At 64.1% G+C, this 18,747-nt stretch carries 17 protein-coding genes; 4 read left to right on the top strand and 13 right to left on the bottom strand.

The annotated features are described in order from the left end of the window. Positions 1 to 507: 507 nt before the first annotated feature. The 3 genes from ade to ASE71_RS11210 form a co-directional block, all read right to left on the bottom strand. Complete coding sequence (gene ade, locus ASE71_RS11220; RefSeq protein ID WP_060519993.1) at positions 508 to 2,304, bottom strand: adenine deaminase; 1,797 nt, start codon at positions 2,302 to 2,304, stop codon at positions 508 to 510. A 67-nt stretch (positions 2,305 to 2,371) separates the two neighbouring features. Beyond that, complete coding sequence (locus ASE71_RS11215) at positions 2,372 to 3,772, bottom strand: NCS2 family permease (protein ID WP_060520030.1); 1,401 nt, start codon at positions 3,770 to 3,772, stop codon at positions 2,372 to 2,374. 60 nt (positions 3,773 to 3,832) lie between these two features. After that, positions 3,833 to 5,632 (bottom strand): adenine deaminase, encoded by a 1,800-nt coding sequence (locus ASE71_RS11210; protein ID WP_060519991.1) that lies wholly within the window; start codon positions 5,630 to 5,632, stop codon positions 3,833 to 3,835. A 111-nt stretch (positions 5,633 to 5,743) separates the two neighbouring features. Between ASE71_RS11210 and ASE71_RS11205 the strand changes: the two genes are divergently transcribed. Further along, on the top strand, positions 5,744 to 6,685 hold the full coding sequence (locus ASE71_RS11205) for a LysR family transcriptional regulator (RefSeq protein ID WP_060519989.1): 942 nt from the start codon (positions 5,744 to 5,746) through the stop codon (positions 6,683 to 6,685). A gap of 19 nt (positions 6,686 to 6,704) precedes the next feature. Here ASE71_RS11205 and ASE71_RS11200 read toward each other — a convergent pair whose 3' ends face one another. The 6 genes from ASE71_RS11200 to ASE71_RS11175 all read right to left on the bottom strand — a co-directional run bounded on the left by ASE71_RS11200 (position 6,705) and on the right by ASE71_RS11175 (position 12,490). Then, positions 6,705 to 7,667, bottom strand: coding sequence for a pyridoxal-phosphate dependent enzyme (locus tag ASE71_RS11200; protein ID WP_060519987.1), 963 nt, complete (start codon positions 7,665 to 7,667; stop codon positions 6,705 to 6,707). Then, complete coding sequence (locus tag ASE71_RS11195) at positions 7,664 to 8,641, bottom strand: ornithine cyclodeaminase family protein (protein WP_060519986.1); 978 nt, start codon at positions 8,639 to 8,641, stop codon at positions 7,664 to 7,666. The genes ASE71_RS11200 and ASE71_RS11195 overlap by 4 nt, the downstream gene beginning before the upstream one ends. After that, on the bottom strand, positions 8,638 to 9,249 hold the full coding sequence (locus tag ASE71_RS11190) for a transcriptional regulator (protein ID WP_113189458.1): 612 nt from the start codon (positions 9,247 to 9,249) through the stop codon (positions 8,638 to 8,640). Before ASE71_RS11190 ends, ASE71_RS11195 begins: the two co-directional genes overlap by 4 nt. 153 nt (positions 9,250 to 9,402) lie before the next feature. Continuing rightward, entirely contained in the window at positions 9,403 to 10,908 is a 1,506-nt protein-coding gene (locus tag ASE71_RS11185) for a tripartite tricarboxylate transporter permease (protein WP_060519982.1), read from the bottom strand. A 24-nt stretch (positions 10,909 to 10,932) separates the two neighbouring features. Continuing rightward, positions 10,933 to 11,391 carry a tripartite tricarboxylate transporter TctB family protein gene (locus ASE71_RS11180; RefSeq protein ID WP_060519980.1) on the bottom strand — a complete coding sequence of 153 codons (459 nt, stop codon included), beginning with the start codon at positions 11,389 to 11,391 and terminating at the stop codon, positions 10,933 to 10,935. Between the two features lie 127 nt (positions 11,392 to 11,518). Next, on the bottom strand, positions 11,519 to 12,490 hold the full coding sequence (locus ASE71_RS11175) for a Bug family tripartite tricarboxylate transporter substrate binding protein (protein ID WP_060519978.1): 972 nt from the start codon (positions 12,488 to 12,490) through the stop codon (positions 11,519 to 11,521). A 279-nt stretch (positions 12,491 to 12,769) separates the two neighbouring features. On the opposite strand from ASE71_RS11175, the gene ASE71_RS11170 reads away from it, so the two are divergent. Genes ASE71_RS11170 through ASE71_RS11160 form a run of 3 tightly spaced genes read left to right on the top strand, consistent with a single transcriptional unit; the run spans position 12,770 to position 15,919 of the window. Continuing rightward, positions 12,770 to 13,444 (top strand): response regulator transcription factor, encoded by a 675-nt coding sequence (locus ASE71_RS11170; RefSeq protein WP_034790222.1) that lies wholly within the window; start codon positions 12,770 to 12,772, stop codon positions 13,442 to 13,444. Then, positions 13,431 to 14,816: a sensor histidine kinase gene (locus tag ASE71_RS11165; protein WP_060519976.1), complete on the top strand. Its 1,386-nt coding sequence runs from the start codon at positions 13,431 to 13,433 to the stop codon at positions 14,814 to 14,816. Before ASE71_RS11170 ends, ASE71_RS11165 begins: the two co-directional genes overlap by 14 nt. Then, positions 14,813 to 15,919: an ABC transporter substrate-binding protein gene (locus ASE71_RS11160; RefSeq protein WP_060519974.1), complete on the top strand. Its 1,107-nt coding sequence runs from the start codon at positions 14,813 to 14,815 to the stop codon at positions 15,917 to 15,919. Before ASE71_RS11165 ends, ASE71_RS11160 begins: the two co-directional genes overlap by 4 nt. 45 nt (positions 15,920 to 15,964) lie before the next feature. Here the strand turns inward: ASE71_RS11160 and ASE71_RS11155 are convergent, their stop codons facing one another. From ASE71_RS11155 to ASE71_RS11140, 4 genes are all read right to left on the bottom strand, one after another. Continuing rightward, on the bottom strand, positions 15,965 to 16,474 hold the full coding sequence (locus ASE71_RS11155) for a DoxX family protein (RefSeq protein ID WP_060519972.1): 510 nt from the start codon (positions 16,472 to 16,474) through the stop codon (positions 15,965 to 15,967). A gap of 4 nt (positions 16,475 to 16,478) precedes the next feature. After that, the gene (locus ASE71_RS11150) at positions 16,479 to 17,255 is read right to left on the bottom strand and encodes a DNA-binding domain-containing protein (RefSeq protein ID WP_060519970.1); all 777 of its coding nucleotides are present in this window, start codon (positions 17,253 to 17,255) and stop codon (positions 16,479 to 16,481) included. 13 nt (positions 17,256 to 17,268) lie between these two features. Continuing rightward, on the bottom strand, positions 17,269 to 18,195 hold the full coding sequence (locus ASE71_RS11145) for a DUF692 domain-containing protein (protein ID WP_113293673.1): 927 nt from the start codon (positions 18,193 to 18,195) through the stop codon (positions 17,269 to 17,271). A gap of 126 nt (positions 18,196 to 18,321) precedes the next feature. Continuing rightward, positions 18,322 to 18,645 (bottom strand): DUF2282 domain-containing protein, encoded by a 324-nt coding sequence (locus tag ASE71_RS11140; RefSeq protein WP_034790329.1) that lies wholly within the window; start codon positions 18,643 to 18,645, stop codon positions 18,322 to 18,324. Between the last annotated feature and the right edge of the window lie 102 nt (positions 18,646 to 18,747).

The raw sequence follows: 18,747 nt of genomic DNA, 5'->3' as shown, positions 1-18,747 counted from the left end.
GAACGCGCCGGAAGAATATAAAAGCCCGCTCCAGCGGCGCTCCGTTTCGGCTCGTCCTTCTGCAAAGCTACCGCGTCGCCCGCCCGGGTCAATGCCAATAGGCTGCCTGCGATCTTACCTGTGGAAACCTCGCTTCGGAGCATGGCGAGCGCTGCTCGATATCCTTTGCCCCACACGGTTGTATATAAGCTTCCTCTTGTATCATTTGCCATCATTGCATGCAATTTGGGGCGGAACAGCTGTGGGCGTTTCGGCTCCGCCTATACGCATGTCCCATTGTGGGACGCCATATCAGCAAGGGTTTCGGGCGTCTACTGCGGCCGGTCGCGGTTAAGCAAACGGCAGATACGCCCGGGCAACGGGGCCGTTGGGCTCCGTTTAAGTTTCGGTTAACCATAAAGGAAGTTTTCAGGGGATTATGTGGCTTGACCCATCCCGCGATCACCCGGAATTAAGAACCACGGGCGAGTTGGCCACCGGGTTGCCGGTGGCCAATCGCTATTAAGCTCAGTGCGTGCTCAGAATCACGTCGGTCTTCTGGAAGGTCCGGACGTCGATCAGGCCCTTGTCGGAAATGCGCAGTTCCGGAATGACGACGAGCGCAAGCAGCGAGTGCTGCATATAGGCGTTGTTCAGCCGGCAGCCACAGGCGCGCATGGCCTCGACGATGGCGGCCGCTTTCTCGGCGACGATCTCCGCTCGCTGATCCGACATCAGGCCGGCGACGGGCAGCTCGACCAGGGCCAGTTCGCGGCCTTCCTTGATGACGACGATGCCGCCGCCGACCTCGTGCAGGCGGTTGGCGGCCTTGGCCATGTCCGCCTTGTTCGTGCCGACCACGATCATATGGTGGCTGTCATGGGCGACCGTGCTCGCCATGGCGCAATCGCTGTCATAGCCGAAGCCGGAGACGAAGGCGTTGACCACGTCGCCGGTGCCGCGGTGGCGCTCGACGAGCGCGATCTGGCAGACGTCGTTGGCCCGGTCCATCTGCACGAGGCCGTTCTCGATCGCCACCTCGGCCTGAAGCGCCCGCGTCGGCGCCTGGTTCTCGACGACGCCGATGACGTTGACCCGCGCGCGCGTCGCCCGTGCGTTGGATGGGATGTCGAAATCCGCGGCGGCCAGTAACCGGCCAAGGTGGACGGTGTTGCGGGCGCTTTCCGGGTAGACATAGGCCGGGATATCGCGCGCGAGTGTGCCGTTCTCGGCCATCAGCTCGCCGCGGGCAAACACCATTTCGATCGGCAGCGCGGCGAGGTCCGAGGTGACGATCAGGTCTGCCCGGCGACCCGGTGCGATCGAGCCGATTTCACGCTCCAGGCCGAAATGCTGGGCGGTGTTGAGCGTTGCCATCTGGATCGCGGTCACGGGTTTCAGACCTTGAGCGATCGCATGGCGCACGACGCGATTCATGTGTCCGTCGTGAACCAGCGTGCCGGAGTGGCTGTCGTCGGTGCAGAGCAGGAAGTTGCGCGGGTCGAGGCCGGATTCGGTGACAGCCTTGATCTGCGCGGCAACGTCGTACCAGGCGGAGCCGAGGCGCAACATGGCGCGCATGCCCTGGCGCACACGGGCGATTGCGTCGTCGACCGTCGTGCCTTCATGGTCGTCGGCCGGTCCGCCGGCGGCATAGGCGTGGAACTCGCGGCCGAGATGCGGCGAGGCATAGTGCCCGCCGACGGTCAGCCGCGCATCCTGGGTGGCGGCGATCTCGGCCATCATCTTCGGATCGTTTCCGGCAACGCCGGGGAAATTCATCATCTCGCCGAGACCGATGACGTTCGGCCAGGCAAGCGCCTCGGCGACATCCTGTGCTGAAAGCTCGGCGCCGGCAGTTTCAAGACCCGGGGCGCTCGGCACGCAGCTTGGTACCTGGACCAGCACGTTGATCGGCAGGCTCTGGGCTTCCTCGTTCATCAGCCGGACGCCGTCGAGGCCGAGCACATTGGCGATCTCGTGCGGGTCGATGAACATGGTGGTGGTGCCGTGCGGAATGACCGCGCGGGCAAATTCGGTGACGGTGACGAGGCCGCTCTCCACATGCATGTGCGCGTCGCAGAGGCCGGGAACAAGATAGCGCCCGGCGGCGTCGACGACCTTGGTGCCTTCGCCGATCGTGTGGCTGGCATCCGGACCGACATAGGCGAAGCGGCCGGCTTTGACGGCGATGTCGGTGCCGGGGATGATTTCGCCGGAGTAGACGTTGACCCATTTGCCGTTGCGGATCACGAGATCGGCGGGCTTGCGGCCCATGGCGACGTCGACCAGTTCGGGTGCGGTCTTCGACCAGGATTGAAGCATGACTGTTTCCTTCGGATGGGCGATGTCGGCGCCCTTGCATTAAGGGCGCCGTCGGATTTTCTGGCGGTTACTGGGTCTGGGCGACGAGCGCTGCGGCGAGCAGTGCCACGAACCACATGACCGGTCTTACATCGCCAGCCCGGCCGCAGACCAGCTTGATCAGCACATAGGCGATGATCGCAAGCGACAGGCCGAGCGTGATCGAGAAGGTGAGCGGGATCAATACGATCGCAAGGAAGGCGGGGATCGCCTCGTCGAGCGCGCTCCAGCGGATGTTGCTGATCGGCTCGGACATGAAGAGGCCGGTGAGGATCAGCACCGGTGCGGTCGCAACCGCCGGCACCAGAGAAAGCAGCGGCGACAAAAACAGGAAGGGCACGAAGAGCAGACCTGCGACCAGCGCGACGAGACCGGTGCGTCCACCCTGCTGGATGCCGGCGCCGGATTCGAGATAGACGGTCGCCGGGCTGGTGCCGAGCGGTGCCGAAATCAGCGCCGCGATGGCGTCGACATGCATCGATTCCCGGATGTTGCGCGGCATGCCGTTTTCATCCTTGAGGTCTGCCGCTTCCGCGAGGCCAAGGAAGGTCGAGAGCGCCTCGATGAAGTTGGTGAACAGGAAGACAAAGATGAAGGGCAGGTAGATCAGGTTCAGCGCGCCCAGGAGATCGATCTGGCCGACGAAGCTGAAATCCGGTGCAGCGGAGAAACCACTCCAGTTGACCAGCGTGTGCACATCCGGCGTCTCCGGCCAAAACGCGCTGCCGTCGCCCCACCAGCGACCGATCGGGATCGAGAGAATAGTGGTGAGGATCATGCCGGCCATCATCGCGCCCGGAACCCGCCGCACCACCAGCGCCACCGTGAGCACGAAGCCGGCGATGAAGGTGAGGGTGACCGGGTTGAACTGCGTGAGACCAACGATCGTGTCGGGGTTGGCGACGATGAACTTGGCGTTTTCCAGGCCGATCAGCGCGATGAAGAGGCCGATGCCGCAGGCGATGCCATAGCGCAGATCGACAGGGATCGCCTCGATGATCGTCTGGCGCAGATTGAAGAACGCCATGACGGTAAAGAGCACGCCGGCCCAGAAGACGCAGCCAAGCGCGACCTCGAGCGGCACTTTGGCGCCGACCACCATGGTGTAGGCAAAGAGCGCGTTGATGCCCATGCCCGGCGCCACCAGAATGGGGCTACGCGCATAAAGCCCCATGGCGCAGCTGCCGATGAAGCTGACGAGCACCGTCGCCGTCACGCCGGCCGAAAATGGAATGCCGGCATGCGCCAGGATCGAGGGATTGACGACGATGACGTAGGAGGCGGCGAGGAAGGTGGTGAGGCCTGCGAGGATCTCGGTGCGGACGGTCGAGCCGAGCCGCGAAATCTGGAAGTAGCGGTCGAGCAGCGCTGCGAGCCAGGATGTCTCCGGGCTTGGTGCCGCCTCCACGGACTTGTTCTGATAGTTCATCTTGTTCCCCTTTTTTTGAACGAAGAAGGGGGCCGGCATGACCGGCCCCCTTCCAAGGCATCATTCCGCAGCGACGGCGCGCTCGTCCCCGCCGGCGGGCGAAAACGGCGAGATCACCTTCAGCCCGACGCAGTCGACGACACCGAGATCGGTGATCGCATATTCCGGGATCGCCGTGATCTGCAACACGAACATGTACATGAAGGGCCAGGGCAGCGGGCAGCCGAGCGCGCGGGCCGCGTCGTCGAGCTGGTCTTCCAGCGCTGCCATCTCGGCCGGCTCGATGTCGGAAACGATGCCGCCGATCGGCAGGTGCAGGAAGGCCTCGACCTTGCCGTTCCTGACCACGACCTGGCCACCATGGTTGGCGATCAGGTGGTTGATGGCGATACGCATATCCTCGAGATCGGCGCCGATGCAGATGATGTTGTTGTCATCGGGCGCAGTGGAGCTGGCGATCGCGCCTTGCTTGAGGCCGAAGCCCGACGCAAAGGCGACCGGACGGTTGCTCGTCTTGCCGTAGCGTTCGACGACGGTGACGTATTGCACGTCCCGTGCGGGATCTGCGAGCACCTGGCCGTCCTTGACCGCAAGCGTCACGTCGCGGCGAGTGCGCACGAAGATCTTTTCCGGGGTGACGGCGATCGCCATGGCGTCTGCCGTCTCGCCGGCGCCGTGATAGGCGACCTTGAGATCGCCGGGCTGAAGCGGCGCGACCTTCACCGAGTTCAGAAGTGCGACGCTGCGCTGCGGCGGGATCAGTTCGATCGCCATCTTGCCGTTGCGGGCGACGACTTCACCCTTGGCGACGACAGTTTCGATGGTGAAGTTGCGCAGGTCGTCGACGAGCAGGATGTCGGCCGCGCGGCCGGGCGAGATCGAGCCGACCTTGTCGTCGATGCGGAGCGCATCGGCGCCGTTGATCGTCGCCATCTGGATCGCCGCCATCGGCGAAATGCCCATGGCGATCGCCATGCGCACCATGTTGTCGAGATGGCCGCGCTTGAGGATGTCGCTTGCTACCACGTCATCGGTGCAGAAGCTGATGCGGCGCAGTGCCTTAACGCCCATCTCCGTGACGATACGCAGGTTGTCGGCGAGGAAGTGCGAGATCGAGGATTCCCGTACAACGACATGCATGCCGGCGCGCAGCTTTTCGAGCATTTCTTCCGGCGTGTAGCTCTCGTGGTCGGCGCGAACGCCGGACTGCTGGTAGCCGTTGAGCCGCGCGCCACGGGTCATCGGGCAGCAGCCGAGAACCGGCAGGCGGCTCTTTTCGGCGAGTTCGAGCGCCGCGAGCACGTCGGCGTCCTCCTCCTGGATGAACTCGCGCACGGTTTCCCATATGCCGACGCATTCCGGCCAGTGGTGCGTCGCCTGGTGGTCGGCCGGGCTGAAATAGTGGCCGACGGTCGAGCGCGGCATGGTGTAGGGCGTCTTGCACGGCGCGCCCCAGAAGACCTTGAGTGGCGTCTGTTTTGCCTCGTCGAGGAACTCGCGCGCCGCGGCCGGGCCGCCGACGACGATGATCTGGTCGAGGCCGGTGACGATCGAGGTGGTGCCGAGCGGCACGACGGCCTTGGCAAAGCTCGTCAACGACATCTTCGAGCATTCGACATGCAGATGCCCGTCGATCATGCCGGGTGCCAGGTATTTGCCGGTGGCATCGACGATCCTGGTCTCTGGCCCGATATAGTCGGAAATGTCGCCGACGGCGATGATGCGTTCGCCATAGATCGCGACGTCGGCCTGATAGATCTCTTCGGAGACGACGTTGACGAGGCGACCGCCGCGGATCGCCAACGTTGCCTTGCCGCCGGTGCCCGATGCGGCGCGAATGAATTCTCTGATATCGCTCACTGGAACCTCTTCTCCCTTAGCTCCAGTGAATATTCCCAATTCCCAGTCGTTTACACAATGGGCCGAAATAGGCTATTCTCTGGACATATCGTGCAAGATTTTGGACGAAATATGGATCTCTCGCTCATAGACTGTTTCGTGAAAGTTGCGGATTCCCGCTCGATTTCTGCGGCTTCCAGGCGCTATCGCCTGCCGAAATCAACACTCAGCCACAAGATCCGGCAATTGGAGGATGAGTTCGGCATCGAGCTCTTCGTGCGCGAGGGTCATCAGTTGCATGTGACCGACGCGGGCGCGGAGTTCCTGCGCTACGCCCGGCTCATTCAGTCGAATTGCGACGATGCGGCAACCGCGATGGCGGAGATGCGCCAGGAGGTGGCGGGCACCCTGCGCGTGGGCTCGACCGGCGAGTTCGGCACGACGATCACCTCGGAACTGCTCTATGCCTTTCGCCAGCAATATCCGCAGGTCAATCTCGACGTTGTGTTCCTGTCCTCGCGCCAGCCATTCTCCGACGTCACCGAACAGGCGCTCGACGGTATCTTCCATTGGGGCGAGCCGTCCGATGTCGACTACATCAGCCGCAGACTTTCGGTCTCGTCTTATGGCCTCTTCGCCAGCCCGCAATACATCGCCCGGCATGGCCAGCCGGATAATCCGGATGCGCTTGCCGGCCACCGCGGCCTCGTCTTCCGCCAGCCGACGCGGCTGCAGTCCTGGTATCTGACACAGTCAGGCGAAGACGAGGTGGACCTGCTGCCGACGGCGACCTGCACAACCAACGACTACTGGACCATCAAGTATTTCGCCGTTGCCGGTGAGGGCATCGCCTATCTGCCCGACTTTTTCGTCGAGACCGAGCGGCAAGCCGGCCTGCTGGAACCGGTGCTATCGGACTGGCGCTCGCCGCAGACGGCGATCAACCTCATCTATTCGCGCCGCCGGCACGTCTCGAAGCGGTTCAAGGCCTTCGTCGACTTCTGCATCGACTTCTACCGCGACCGGGACCGGGTGAAGATCCCGCGCTACTACGTGGAGCGCGTCAGCCTCTAGAGGCGGGGCAACGCCATCTCTAGCCCAGCAACGAAGGCAGCGCGCTGGCGCCGTCGACATTGCCGCCACAAAGCAGGATGACGTTGGTCTGGCCGGCGCGCCTCGCCGCGATCTGCCGGAAGCCGGCAAGTGCGAGAGCTGCCGCCCCCTCTACCAGCATATGCTCGTCGAGCAGCAGGTCCCGCATTGCGGCCGCGATCTCTGCTTCCGAGCAGGTCACGACCTCATCAACCACGTCCATCGACAATGGGAGGGTCACGCTGTCTTCGTCGAGACCGCCGGCAACGGCATCGGCGAGCGTTTCGAGGTGTTCGGTTTCGACCACCCGGCCGGCCCTTATCGAGGCCGCAAGCGCTGCCGAATTTGCAGCGGACACGCCGATGACGCGAGTATGCGGGCGGAAACTCTTCAGCACCGAGCCGATGCCGCTGATCAGTCCGCCGCCGCCCATGGCGATGAAGACATTGTCGATGCGTTCGGCTTGCTCTAGGAGTTCAAGTGCGATCGTGCCCTGGCCGGCGATGATTTCCGGGTCGTTGTAGGGCGAGACGTAGCCGAGCTTTTCGGTCGCGGCCAGCTGCTGCGCATGCTGTTCGGCAAGCCCGGTTTCGGAACCGTGAAGGACGACCTCGACGCCGTAGGCGCGGATGCGCTCCAGCTTCGCCGGCTTGACAATCTCGGGCAGCACCACCGTCAGCTTCTGGCCGATCGCGCTTGCCGCATGGGCAGCACCGATGCCGTGATTGCCGGAGGAGGCAGTGATCACCTGCTGGTCCCTTGGCAGCGAGGTCATCTTGCTCGCAGCCCCCCGGATCTTGAAGGAGCCGGTCAGCTGCAGGTTTTCCGCCTTGAACAGTACCGTCGAGGCTGTCTGCGGCCCGATCGCGCGCGACGGGATCAGTGGCGTCTCGTAGATGAAGGGGCGGATGCGCTGGCGTGCGCGGACAGCGCGCGCGGCCGTTTCGAAGACGTCTTTGGTCATGCGGTTGTTCCTTGCGAACGGCCGAGCAAGCCGAGTTCATCGAGCACCGTGCGGGCAATGGCGATGTCCTGCGTCGCGATCCCTGTCAGGTCGGCGATGGTGATGTCGTTGTCCGAACGTCGACCTTCGGCCGCACCGGAGAGGACCGCGCCGAGGGCGACACAGCGTTCCTCCTGAATCACTACGGCCCGAGCCGCTGCAGAAAATTCCCCGTGGTCTAGGCATTGCTCGGCGAGATCGACAAAGAGGCGGTCGGCGCGGGCAACGAGGGCAGTTTCGAGCTCCTGCTTGCCGGGTGCGTCCGCGCCCATGGCGGTGATATGGGTGCCAGGCCCGATCCATTCCGATCGGATCAGCGGCTCCTTCGATGGCGTCGTGGTTACGATCGCATCGGACTGGCGGCAGAGCGTTTCGAGATCGGTTGCCGCCTCCATAGAAAGGTCGAGGTCTGTCAGGTCGGTAAGCACCGCATTTGCCTTGTCCATGGACCGCCCCCAGACCGTGAACCGCAATGGACGATCCGAGAGGGAGGCAAGCGCCCGGATCTGGATGCGCGCCTGCGTGCCGGTGCCGACGATCCCGATCGAGCCGGCGTCCTTGCGCCAGAGCGCCGTGGTCGCGATCGCACCGCCGAGACCGGTGCGAAGATCGGTGAGGAGACCCTTGTCGTCGAGCACGGCCACCACGTCGCCGGTCTCTGCCGAGACCGCAACCATCATGCCGGTGCTCGACGGCAGTCCCTTGGCCGGATTGTCGAAGAAGCCGGAGGCGATCTTCACGACGAAGATCGGATCGCCTTCGATGTAGCCGTATTTGATGTGGCAATCCGCATTCCGACCGGGAAGCGGCAGATAGCCGACCGGCGGCAGATTGGCGCGACCGTCGGTGACGGCGATATAGGCGTCGCGGATGGCCGGTGCCGCGAGCGTCAGCAACGGCAGCTCGGCCAGTCTTTCTCGATCGATGACGATCATGGCGCGCTCCCCTGGCTCAGATATTTGTAGACGGTCGCCCGGCCCATGCCGAGGATGCGCGAGATGTAGGAGGCGGCATTCTTGCCGCCGAAGGCGCCATCAGCAGAAAGGGCGATCACCAGCGCCTGCTTGTCGTTGCGGCTCAGGCTCGAGACTGTCAGCCCGCGCGCCGCGGTCCATTGCTGCACATACTCGTTGACGCGCTCGTGCCAGTCTTCCTTGAACAGGCTTTCGGGCTTGTCTGCGTCGATGGGAACGCGGACGAGCGCGTTGAGCGTCCTGAGCGCCGCATGAAAGTCGGAGACATCGGCATTGATGCAGAGCACGCCGATCGCCTTGCCGTCCGCGTTTCGCAGCACGGCGCTGATCGCCTTGATCGAGCGTCCGTCCCAATTGACCTTCTCGTAGGGGCCGATGATCGCTTCGCCTTGGCTGAAGCCGATTTCGCTCAGCAGCGAAGCTTCGCCGATCTCGCGCTTGGAGAAGTTGCCAGCGATATGGACGACGGTTTCAGTCGCCAGATCGTGCAGCACGACCTCGGCATAGGGCTGGAACAGCAAGGCGATCGCGTCGCAGACCAGGCAATAGGGGCGGAGTTCTGGAGTCACGGCGTTCCTCTTCCTCGATAGCAATCCATAAATCATGCGTAGACGAAAAAGTCTATATTAGATTTATAGTCTGAATACTGCTTAAAACGACAACGGCGGCGCGCGATGGGCTCGCGCGCCGCTGTCCAAGCAGCCAACAGGGAGGGGGATCAGCTAGCTCGTGGCGGTCTTGACGGCCTTCGTCCGCCTCCAGCCGGCGGCGAGTGGCATCACGGCCATGGCGCCCGCCAGGATCCAGAGGACGATCGAGATCTTGCTCTGGAACAGGATCGAGATATCGCCGCCGCTGATCGCCAGCGCATTGCGCAGGTTCACCTCCATCACATGGCCGAGCACGAAGCCGAGGATGATCGGCGCCATGTCGAAGCCGGCCTTTCGAAGCAGCCAGCCGATGATGCCGATGCCGAGCATCAGGAGGATCGAGAAAACCGAGGCGTGGGTGGAATAGACGCCGACAACCGACAGCACGAGGATGCCCGGAACCAGCAGCCAGTTCGGTACCGTCAAGACGCGGGCGAAGATGTTGACGAGCGGCAGGTTGAGGAGAAGCAAGAGTACGTTGCCGATGAAGAGCGATGCGACGAGACCGCCGACCACTTCCGGCCGCTCGGTAATCAGCATCGGACCCGGCTGGATGTTGTAGAGCATCAATGCGCCGAGCATGACGGCGGTCGTGCCGGAGCCGGGCACGCCGAGCGTCAGCATCGGTACGAAGGCGCCGCAGGCGGTGGCGTTGTTGGCAGCCTCAGGGGCCGTGAGACCTCGTACGTCGCCCTTGCCAAAGGTGCCTTCGCTGTCGGAGATGCGCTTCTCCGTGGTGTAGGAAACGGCGCTCGAAACCGATGCGCCGGTGCCCGGCAACACGCCAACGATGAAGCCGATGACCGAACCACGCAGCGTGGCACCGATCGATTTACGGATATCGTCGAGGCGGGCGGTCATGCGGCCGAGTTCGCGGATGACCGTGACGCCGCTTGCCTGGTGTTCGAGGATCAGCAGCGCCTCGGATACCGAGAAGAGACCGATGACCAGCACGACGAATTCGATGCCGTCGCCGAGTTCCGGCTCGTTGAAGGTGAAGCGATAGGCGCCGGAGGTGGCGTCGAGCCCGACGGTCGCAAGCATCAGGCCGAGCGTGCAGCCGATCAGCGTCTTTACCGGCTGGCTACCGACCATGGAACCGAGGGTCGCGAAGGCGAACACCATCAGCACGAAGTATTCGGCCGGGCCGAAGCCGATGGCGAGGCCCGCAAGCAGCGGCGCGAACAGCGCCAGCCCGACGGCGCCGAAGACCCCGCCGACGAAGGAGGAGAGGCCGGAGAGCATCAACGCTTCGCCGGCGCGGCCCTGGCGGGCCATCGGGTTGCCGTCGAGCGCCGTCATGACGGCGCCGGCATCGCCCGGCACGTTCAGAAGGATCGAGGAAATGCGGCCGCCATATTCGGCCCCGCAATAGACGGCGGCGAGCAGGATCATCGTGCTTTCGGCCGGCAGGCCCATCGTATAGGCGATCGGGATCAGCAGCGCGATGCCGTTGATCGGCCCGATCGCCGGCAGGGCGCCGACCAGGGTGCCGATGAAGCAGCCTGCAAGACCGATGAGCAGGTTCTGCAGGGTGAGGGCGACGGTAAAACCGTTCCAGAGATAATCGAGATTCATTGAGATCACTCCATAGCCGGCGGATCAGCCAAACAGCCGGCCGGCGGGCAGATAGACGTCGAGCAGGTAGGAAAAGACGAACCACCAGAGGGCGGCTTGCCCGACGCCGCCAATCAGCGCGAGACGCAGCGGCGCGCCGAAGATCCAGCCGACGCCGAAGGTCAGCAGGAAGATCGAGGCGGCGAAGCCGGCGGGCTCCAGAAGCAGTGCCGATGCAAGAAGCAGGAGCGGTACTGCAATGATCTTCACGAGAAGCTGCCCCTGCGGAAAGGCTTCGGTCGTTCCGGGGCTTTTCAGGTAGAAGAGGCAAAGCACCGCGAGGGTGATGGCGAGCAGCACCGGCACGACGCGTGGACCGAGCGGGTCCGAGGCGAAGGCATATTCGATCTGGCTGCCGCCGATGCCATAGGCAATCGCCAGCGCGAGCATCAAGAGCCCGCCGACCCTGCCGATGCGGGAGGATGAGGAAGTGGTGTCTGACATGGTTCTGTTCCCGATGTTTACGCCAGGGAACGGGTCTTCAATCCGGCCGGATGAGACGATCGGCAGGGAGCCCGTAAGGTGGTGGCAAACAAGCGGAGCGGGAGACTGTCCCGCTCCACCGTCCGGCTTACATGCCGGCTTCCTTGGCGATGATCTTGAAGCGTGCCACGTCCGCCTTGACCTGCTGGTCGAAGGCGTCGCCAACCTGGGTGTATTCGTAGAGGCCGCGCGCCTCGCGCTCCTTCACGAATTCCGGCGTTGCGGCGAGCTTGGTGAAGGCATCGGCCCACCATTTGTAGTCGGCGTCGGAGACGTCCTTGCCGACGTAGTAGCCGCGCCAGACCGGCCATTCGATGTCGACGCCCTGTTCCCTGGCGGTCGGCACTTCGGCGAGTTCGCCCGGCAGGCGATCGGGCGCCATGACCGCGAGCACGCGGACCTTGCCGGCTGCATGGTGCTTGGACATTTCCGCAGCATCGCCGGCACCGACCTTGACGTGGCCGCCTTCGAGCGCCGTCAGTACTGCGCCGCCGCCTTCAAGCGCGACGTAGCGCATCTGCTTCGGCTCCTGTCCCGCAGCTTTTGCCAAGAGCGAGCCCTTCATCCAGTCCTGCGAGCCGACAGCGCCGCCGCCGGCGACCGAGAAGTCGGTCGGGCTTGCCTTGTAGGCGGCGATCAGCTCGCCGAGGCTCTTGTAGGGGGAATCCGCGGCGACCACGAGCACGCCGTAGTCGGCGCCGAGCGCGCCGAGCCAGCGCACGGCGGTTTCGTCATATTGCCCGAACTTGCCCTGGGCGATCAGGAGCGCCGAGCCGGAGGAAGCAGCGGTGATCAGGTTGCCGTCGGCGCCGCGCTTGCCGATGACATGGTTGTAGGCAACCGCACCGACGCCGCCTTCCATATAGGTAACGGCCATCGGCTTGCCGATGATCTTGGCTTCGAGCAGCGCATTGGCGGCAAGCCGGCAGGTAAGGTCGAAGCCACCGCCAGGCTTGGCGCCGGCCAGGCACTCGGGCTTCGACGGCTCCGCACCGGCGGGCGATGCCACGGCGGCGAAAAAGCCGGCCGCCAGAAGGGTCTTCACAAAGGTTCGGGTCATGGTCTCTCTCCCATCCATGAGTTCTTCTTTCAAAGGCGCTATCGCGCGCCTGCCTCCACCGTGACATCCAGGATCCGGACGGCATCGACCCGCATCGACGGACCGCGTGGCGGCCGCCTGAAAATGCCTCGGCGATGATTGTCCTCCAGACCCTGGCCGCATCTCCCGTTGTGGCGATCAGGCAGTCCTCTTTCCTCCGCGAACCTGTCACCACGCTGTCACGAAAGCGGTCAGATCCGCCGGGTTGATCGGTGAAATCTTCCGTGTCACTGCTTGCCCATGCGCATCTTTCTGGTGGAGGACACGAGGGATGTCGGGGAGGCAATCAGCCGGCGACTGGAAAAGGTCGGGCACACCGTCGATTGGCAGACGGACGGTCAAGCCGCCGCCGACATACTCGAATTTACCGACTATGATCTCGTGATCCTCGACGTCATGTTGCCGGGGCTCGACGGGTTTGAGATCCTGCGCCATCTGCGCGCCCGGAAAAAGACGACGCCGGTGCTGGTGCTGACGGCGCGTTCTGAAATCGAGGACCGGGTCGGCGCGCTGGACCTTGGCGCCGACGACTATCTCGTCAAGCCGTTCGATTTCCGCGAGCTCGAAGCGCGCACGCGCGTGCTCCTGCGCCGCCGCCAGGGCGACCCGACCAACCTCATCGAGTGCGGCGATCTGGTGCTCGACCGCAACAGCCGCTCCGTGCGGGTCGGCAACCGCGAGGTCCAGCTCAAGCGGCGCGAGATCACGCTTCTCGAAGTGCTGGCCGCCCGGCCGGGCCGGGTTTTCAGCAAGGACGAACTGCTCGATCGGCTCTTCGGTTTCGACGAAAACGTCAACCCCAACGCCGTCGAACTCTATGTCGGAAGGCTGCGCAAGAAGATCGAGGGCTCGTCGGTGCGCATCGTCACCATCCGCGGTCTCGGCTATCAACTGGTGGCCGATGAAGCGGCGTGAAACCTCGCTCTTCTGGCGGCTCGTGCTGCGCGTGGCGCTGGTGCTTTGTGGTGGTGCGACGCTGCTTTCCGCCGCCGCCTGGTACTATGCCCGCGCGGCCGCCGACGATGCCTATGACCGGCTGCTCCTCGGGGCGGCGATCCAGATCACTGCGAACATGACTGTGGATGCGGGCAATCTGGGTGTAACGCTTCCGTCGTCGGCCTTCGAGTTGCTCGGCCTTGCCGAGCGCGACCGCATTTTCTATCGCGTGGTTGGCCCCGACGGCCGAACCTTGACCGGCTACGACGATCTCGACATCGGCATAGACGTCACCGCGGCGCGGGCCGGCCCGGTGTTCCTGACGACGGAATATCGCAACGTGCCGGTCCGCGTGGCCGTGGTCTCGCGGGCGCTTTCGGATCCGTCCTTCTCCGGCTGGGCCTATGTGGTCATGGCGCAGACGACCGAAGCGCGGCGCGGGCTTGCCGGGGAATTGACGACCCGCGCCATGATCCTCGTCGGCATCATGAGCCTGCTTGCGCTTGCCGGCACCGTGCTTGCCATCCGCTATTCACTGCTGCCCGTCGATGCCCTTGCCGCGACGCTGCGTGCCCGCGATCCGCAGGATCTGACCCCCGTCGAGGCCGACATGCCCAGGGAGCTCAAGCCTTTCGTCGGGTCGATCAATCACTTCATGGGCCGCCTCGACGAGCGCGTCACCTTGCTTCAGCGCTTCATCGCCGATGCGGCGCATCAGATACGCACGCCGCTGACAGCCCTTTCGGCACAGGTCGACATGCTCGAAGACGACGACCTCGACGTCAACCGCAAGCGGCATCTCGGGCGCGTGCGGGACCGCGTCAGCCAGCTGGCGCGCCTCACCAACCAGTTGCTCAGCCATGCCATGGTCATCCACCGGTCCGATTCCGTGCGCTTCAAGCCCGTCGACCTTGGCGATATCGCCCGGAAGGCTTTCCGCTCGACGGTGCCGATTACAGTCGACCCGGACGTCGTCGTTTCCTTCGAGGACAGTGCCGAGCCGGTCGTCGTGCGCGGCGATGCGGTGAGCCTGCGTGAGGCGATAGCCAATATCATCGACAACGCGCTGCAGCATGGTGTCGAGCAACGGCTGGCCGTGCGCGTGAGGCGCGAGGATGACCGGGCCCTGGTGGAGGTCGCCGACGACGGTCCCGGCATTCCGCCAGCAGAATGGGCGGCGGTCACGACGCGGTTCGTTAGTTCCAAGACGGGAGAGGGAAGCATGGGGCTCGGCTTTGCAATCGCGGCGGAGGTGGCGCTGGCGCATCGCGGCACAGTTCGGTTTCTGGAGAAAGGCGCGCGCGACTTCACGGTCATTCTCGATGTTCCCCTTTATCGGGAGGGAACATGAGGATGTGGCGGCAACTTCGACCGATCGCACTTGTTGCGGTCCTTGGCTTTGCCAGCCCGGCCGGCGCGGTCGAGGGCACGCGGGCGTTCTTTCCGGCGCTCGAAGCCGAGCGCGGCCGGCTTGTCATCAACGGCGCGACCGACATCGAGGCGATGGAGCCGCTGATCCGCGATTTTCAGGAGACGGCGCGCGATGTCGCCATCGATTATACGGACTACGTGACCAACGATCTCTATCGGGACGCCGACATCGCCTGCCGATTGAAGCAGCCTTTCGGTGATCTCCTGCTGTCTTCGTCCGTCGATCAGTTGGTGAAGCTTGCAAACGACGGCTGTGCGCTGACGCATGTCTCGCCGGAAACCCGCGACGTGCCGGCCTGGGCGAACTGGCGTGACGAGGTCTTCGGCTTTACCTTCGAGCCCTCCGTCATGGTCTACCACAAGGATTTCGTGCCGCCGGAGGATGTGCCGCACACCCATGGCGAGCTCACTGACCTGCTGCGCTTCAAACCGGACTATTATCGCGGCCGCATCGGCACCTACGACCTGCGCCAGTCCGGCATCGGCTATCTGCTGGCCTTCCTCGATGCCCAGCAGGCCTCGACGACCTACGGCCGCCTGCTTGAAAGCCTCAGCCGCGCCGAAGCCGTGCTGCGCTGCTGCAACAATGTGGTGTTGTCTGAACTCGACAGCGGTAACGTCTATATCGGCTACAACATCCTCGGCTCCTACGCCTATGCCGCGGCGCGACGTAACGGCAAGCTCAGGATCGTGCTGCCGCGCGACTACACGCTGATCCTCAGCCGCGGCGCCCTGGTTCCGATGGGCGCCAAGCACCCCGAGCTTGCCGGTCGCTTCCTCGATTATCTGCTGTCCGAACGAGGACAGGACGCGGCACGGGAGAAAGCGTTTTTCTTCTCGCGGAGCGGCGCACTGCCGGCCGAGGTCGACGGACCCGAAAAACTGGTGGAGTCCGGGATCGGCCGGCCGATCCGGATCGGCCCGGCCTTGCTTGCCGCGCAGGACCGGCTGCAGCGCTCCCGGTTCATTGACGACTGGACCAAGCTGATCGTCGATACTCCGGTTCGGCTGCGCCCGAATTGAAGGGCGCTGCCTGCGGTCAAAGCAGGCGCCGGGATCGCGCGCGGCCTATCGCTCGCCCTTGCGCCAGGCGCACAATGCGTGGTCGAGCGACAGCCTCCCGGGACCCGAGGCCATCAGCGCGAGCGCCATGGCAGCCCAGGTGATGTGGATGGGCCAGCCGTCCGGTACGGTCAGCTGCACAACAATCGTCATGACCAGCAGCCCGAGGGCGGCAAAACGCGTTCCCAGGCCAAAGACAAGCAAGATGGGAAGAATGATTTCCGCCGAACCGGCGGCAAAGGCCGTCACGGCGGGAGCCGGATAGGGATAGGGGCCGCCGGGTAGATGCAGCCGGAATTCCGAGCTGAACAGCAGGACCGCCACGTCGTTCAATTGCAGGAACCCGTCCCACTTGCTCATGCCTGACCGAAAGAAGGGAACGGCAAGGCCGAAGCGCAGGACAAGCTGGGAGAGCCAGAGCGGCGCGAGCGCGCCGACGGCTCGGTTCGCCCGACGGGTCCATTGCGACAGATCGGCTGTGTGGCCGTTTTGCGAAAATCTGGATGCGGACATCATGGTTTCATCCTCCGTGATGAGTTGCCGTAAAGGCCCCCGCTTCGAGCGCGGTGGCGATTGCGGCTGCGAGATCAAGCGTGGGGCATTGCGTGGCGGCATCCGCAGCAGCCGCGGCGAGGGGGATGCCTGCCAGCAGCCGCGAAAGCAGAAGATCGGCGCCGGGCGCGAGACGGCGAACGATGACCTCCAGGTCAGGGCGGGTGATCAGCGCGCTCTCCGCATCAGCCGTTTCGATTCGTCCGACCGGCCCGCTCTCGCGGTTGACGGCAAAGATCGTGACGGCCGGATAATCGGAACGGACAAGCCTGGTCGCCGGATGCGGATCGAAGACGACGCCGCCGAGCTGCTCGGGCGCAATCAGGGAAAGTGCAGAAGGCGGAAGCGCCGGGGCGTCGGCGGCGTGATAGGCGTCGAGCCAGGCCCGTTCGATCCTTGCTACATCGGCAAGCCATGGCATGGATTGGGCATACTCGTAGCGGGCAATGAAACCCGGAAAGTCGCGGCCATATTCGAAGAGCAGCGGCGAGACTGGCGGTGTTTCGCGCACGTGAAAGCGGGCCATGGCGCGAAAGAAAGCTTCGCCGGTAATGCGTTCGGTCGCCGGGAAGGTCGCCGCCAGCGCTTCGATCAGGCTGACGGTGACGTTGTTGCGGTAGACATTGAAGCGCTTCACCGCCGCCTTGCCGTTCGGGCCGGCGACCAGAGCCGGCGTCGGCCGGTCAGGTGCGAGCAGCGGCGGCACGAAACCGGCGGCATAATTGCCGATGCGGTCAAGAGGCATGGGGAGCAACCCGTCAGGCGCGGACACGGATCTTCTCCCGCGATATCCGCTGCCCGTAGGCATCGAGGATCGTCTGCGCCGCCGTGGCCTCGCGTTTCAAGACCGGCCAGTCCGGAATGGCGCCGTCCCACTCGATCAGCGTCGGGATGGCGCCGACGCGGGCGATGACGATGTCGTAGAGTTTCCAGACGGCGTCGGCAACCGGCCCGTCATGGCTGTCGATCAGGAGCAGGTCGCCTTCGTCGTCTTGCTGCTCCGCATGCCCGGCAAGGTGAATTTCTCCGACATGTTCAAGTGGGAAGTCATCGAGATAGGCAAGCGCCGAATAGCCCTGGTTGGTGGCGGAAACGAAGACATTGTTGATGTCGAGCAGCAGCCCGCAGCCGGTGCGCTTCACCAGTTCTCGGATGAATACCGTTTCGCTCATCGTCGAATCCTGGAAGGTGACGTAGGTCGACGGGTTTTCGAGCAGCAGCCGGCGGCCGATCGCGTCCTGGACCTCGTCGATATGATCGGATACGCGGGCAACGGTCGCCTCGGTGTAGGGCAGCGGCAAGAGATCGTTGTAGAAGGTGGTCTCGTGGGTCGACCAGGCGAGATGCTCGGAGACGAGGGCCGGTTCATAGCGGTCGACCAGTGCCTTGAACCGCCCCAGGTGCGCCTTGTCGAGCGGCTGTGGGCCGCCGATCGACATGCAGACACCATGCAGAGACACCGGAAAATCCTGGCGAATGCGGGCGAGCGCCGCATGCGGCGGTCCGCCGGCACCCATGTAGTTCTCCGCATGAATTTCGAAGAAGCCGCCGCAGGCATCATCGGCAAGGATCGCCTGGAGGTGCTGATGCTTGAAGCTCGTTCCGGCGAGCCCGGTGATTTCGTGTTTCGGCAGGTGAGGACCTACCGGGGCAAGTCTGCTGCCGTCGTCCGTTGATGTGCGCATTGCCAATCCCGTCATAATCCTGAGACCCTGGATGGCGGGTGGGAACGTCCCTGGACCGCTACCCCTTGAAAACCGAGGCGGAACGGGACGCGATCGCCCCGCGTCCCGTTCCTGAATTGCGATCGATCAGGACGGCATGTCGCGCGAAAGCGCCTCGGGCGAACCCATGCGGCCGTCGGGCAGCTTCATCGTCGTGCAGGTGCCGCCGTCGACGAATTTCCAGGCATTGCCCTGATAGTCGACGGTGGATGTTGCCTGGCACGTTGTGCCCGGGCCGGCGGCGCAATCGTTCTGGCCCTTGAGCGCGACGCCGAAGCATTTCTCCTTGCCGGCATCCATGGCGGACTTGACCTGCGCTTCAGTCAGTGGGCTCGCAACCGCGAGCGACGACAGGGCGGCGGCGACCGCGCTTGCCAGCATTGCGCTGCTGATCGTGGACTTCATGGACATCATATTATCTCCGTGTTGAACTGTTCCCGTGCGTCCTGTCTGAGGCGCACATCGGGTCTTTCGCCGCGGCGACACCGGGCGTTACATAACGTTGGCAACACG

This window comes from Ensifer sp. Root954 (assembly GCF_001429005.1).
Lineage (GTDB): Bacteria > Pseudomonadota > Alphaproteobacteria > Rhizobiales > Rhizobiaceae > Ensifer > Ensifer adhaerens.
The sequence above is the reverse complement of the archived record's forward strand: the minus strand, read 5'-3'. Positions and strand labels throughout refer to the sequence as shown.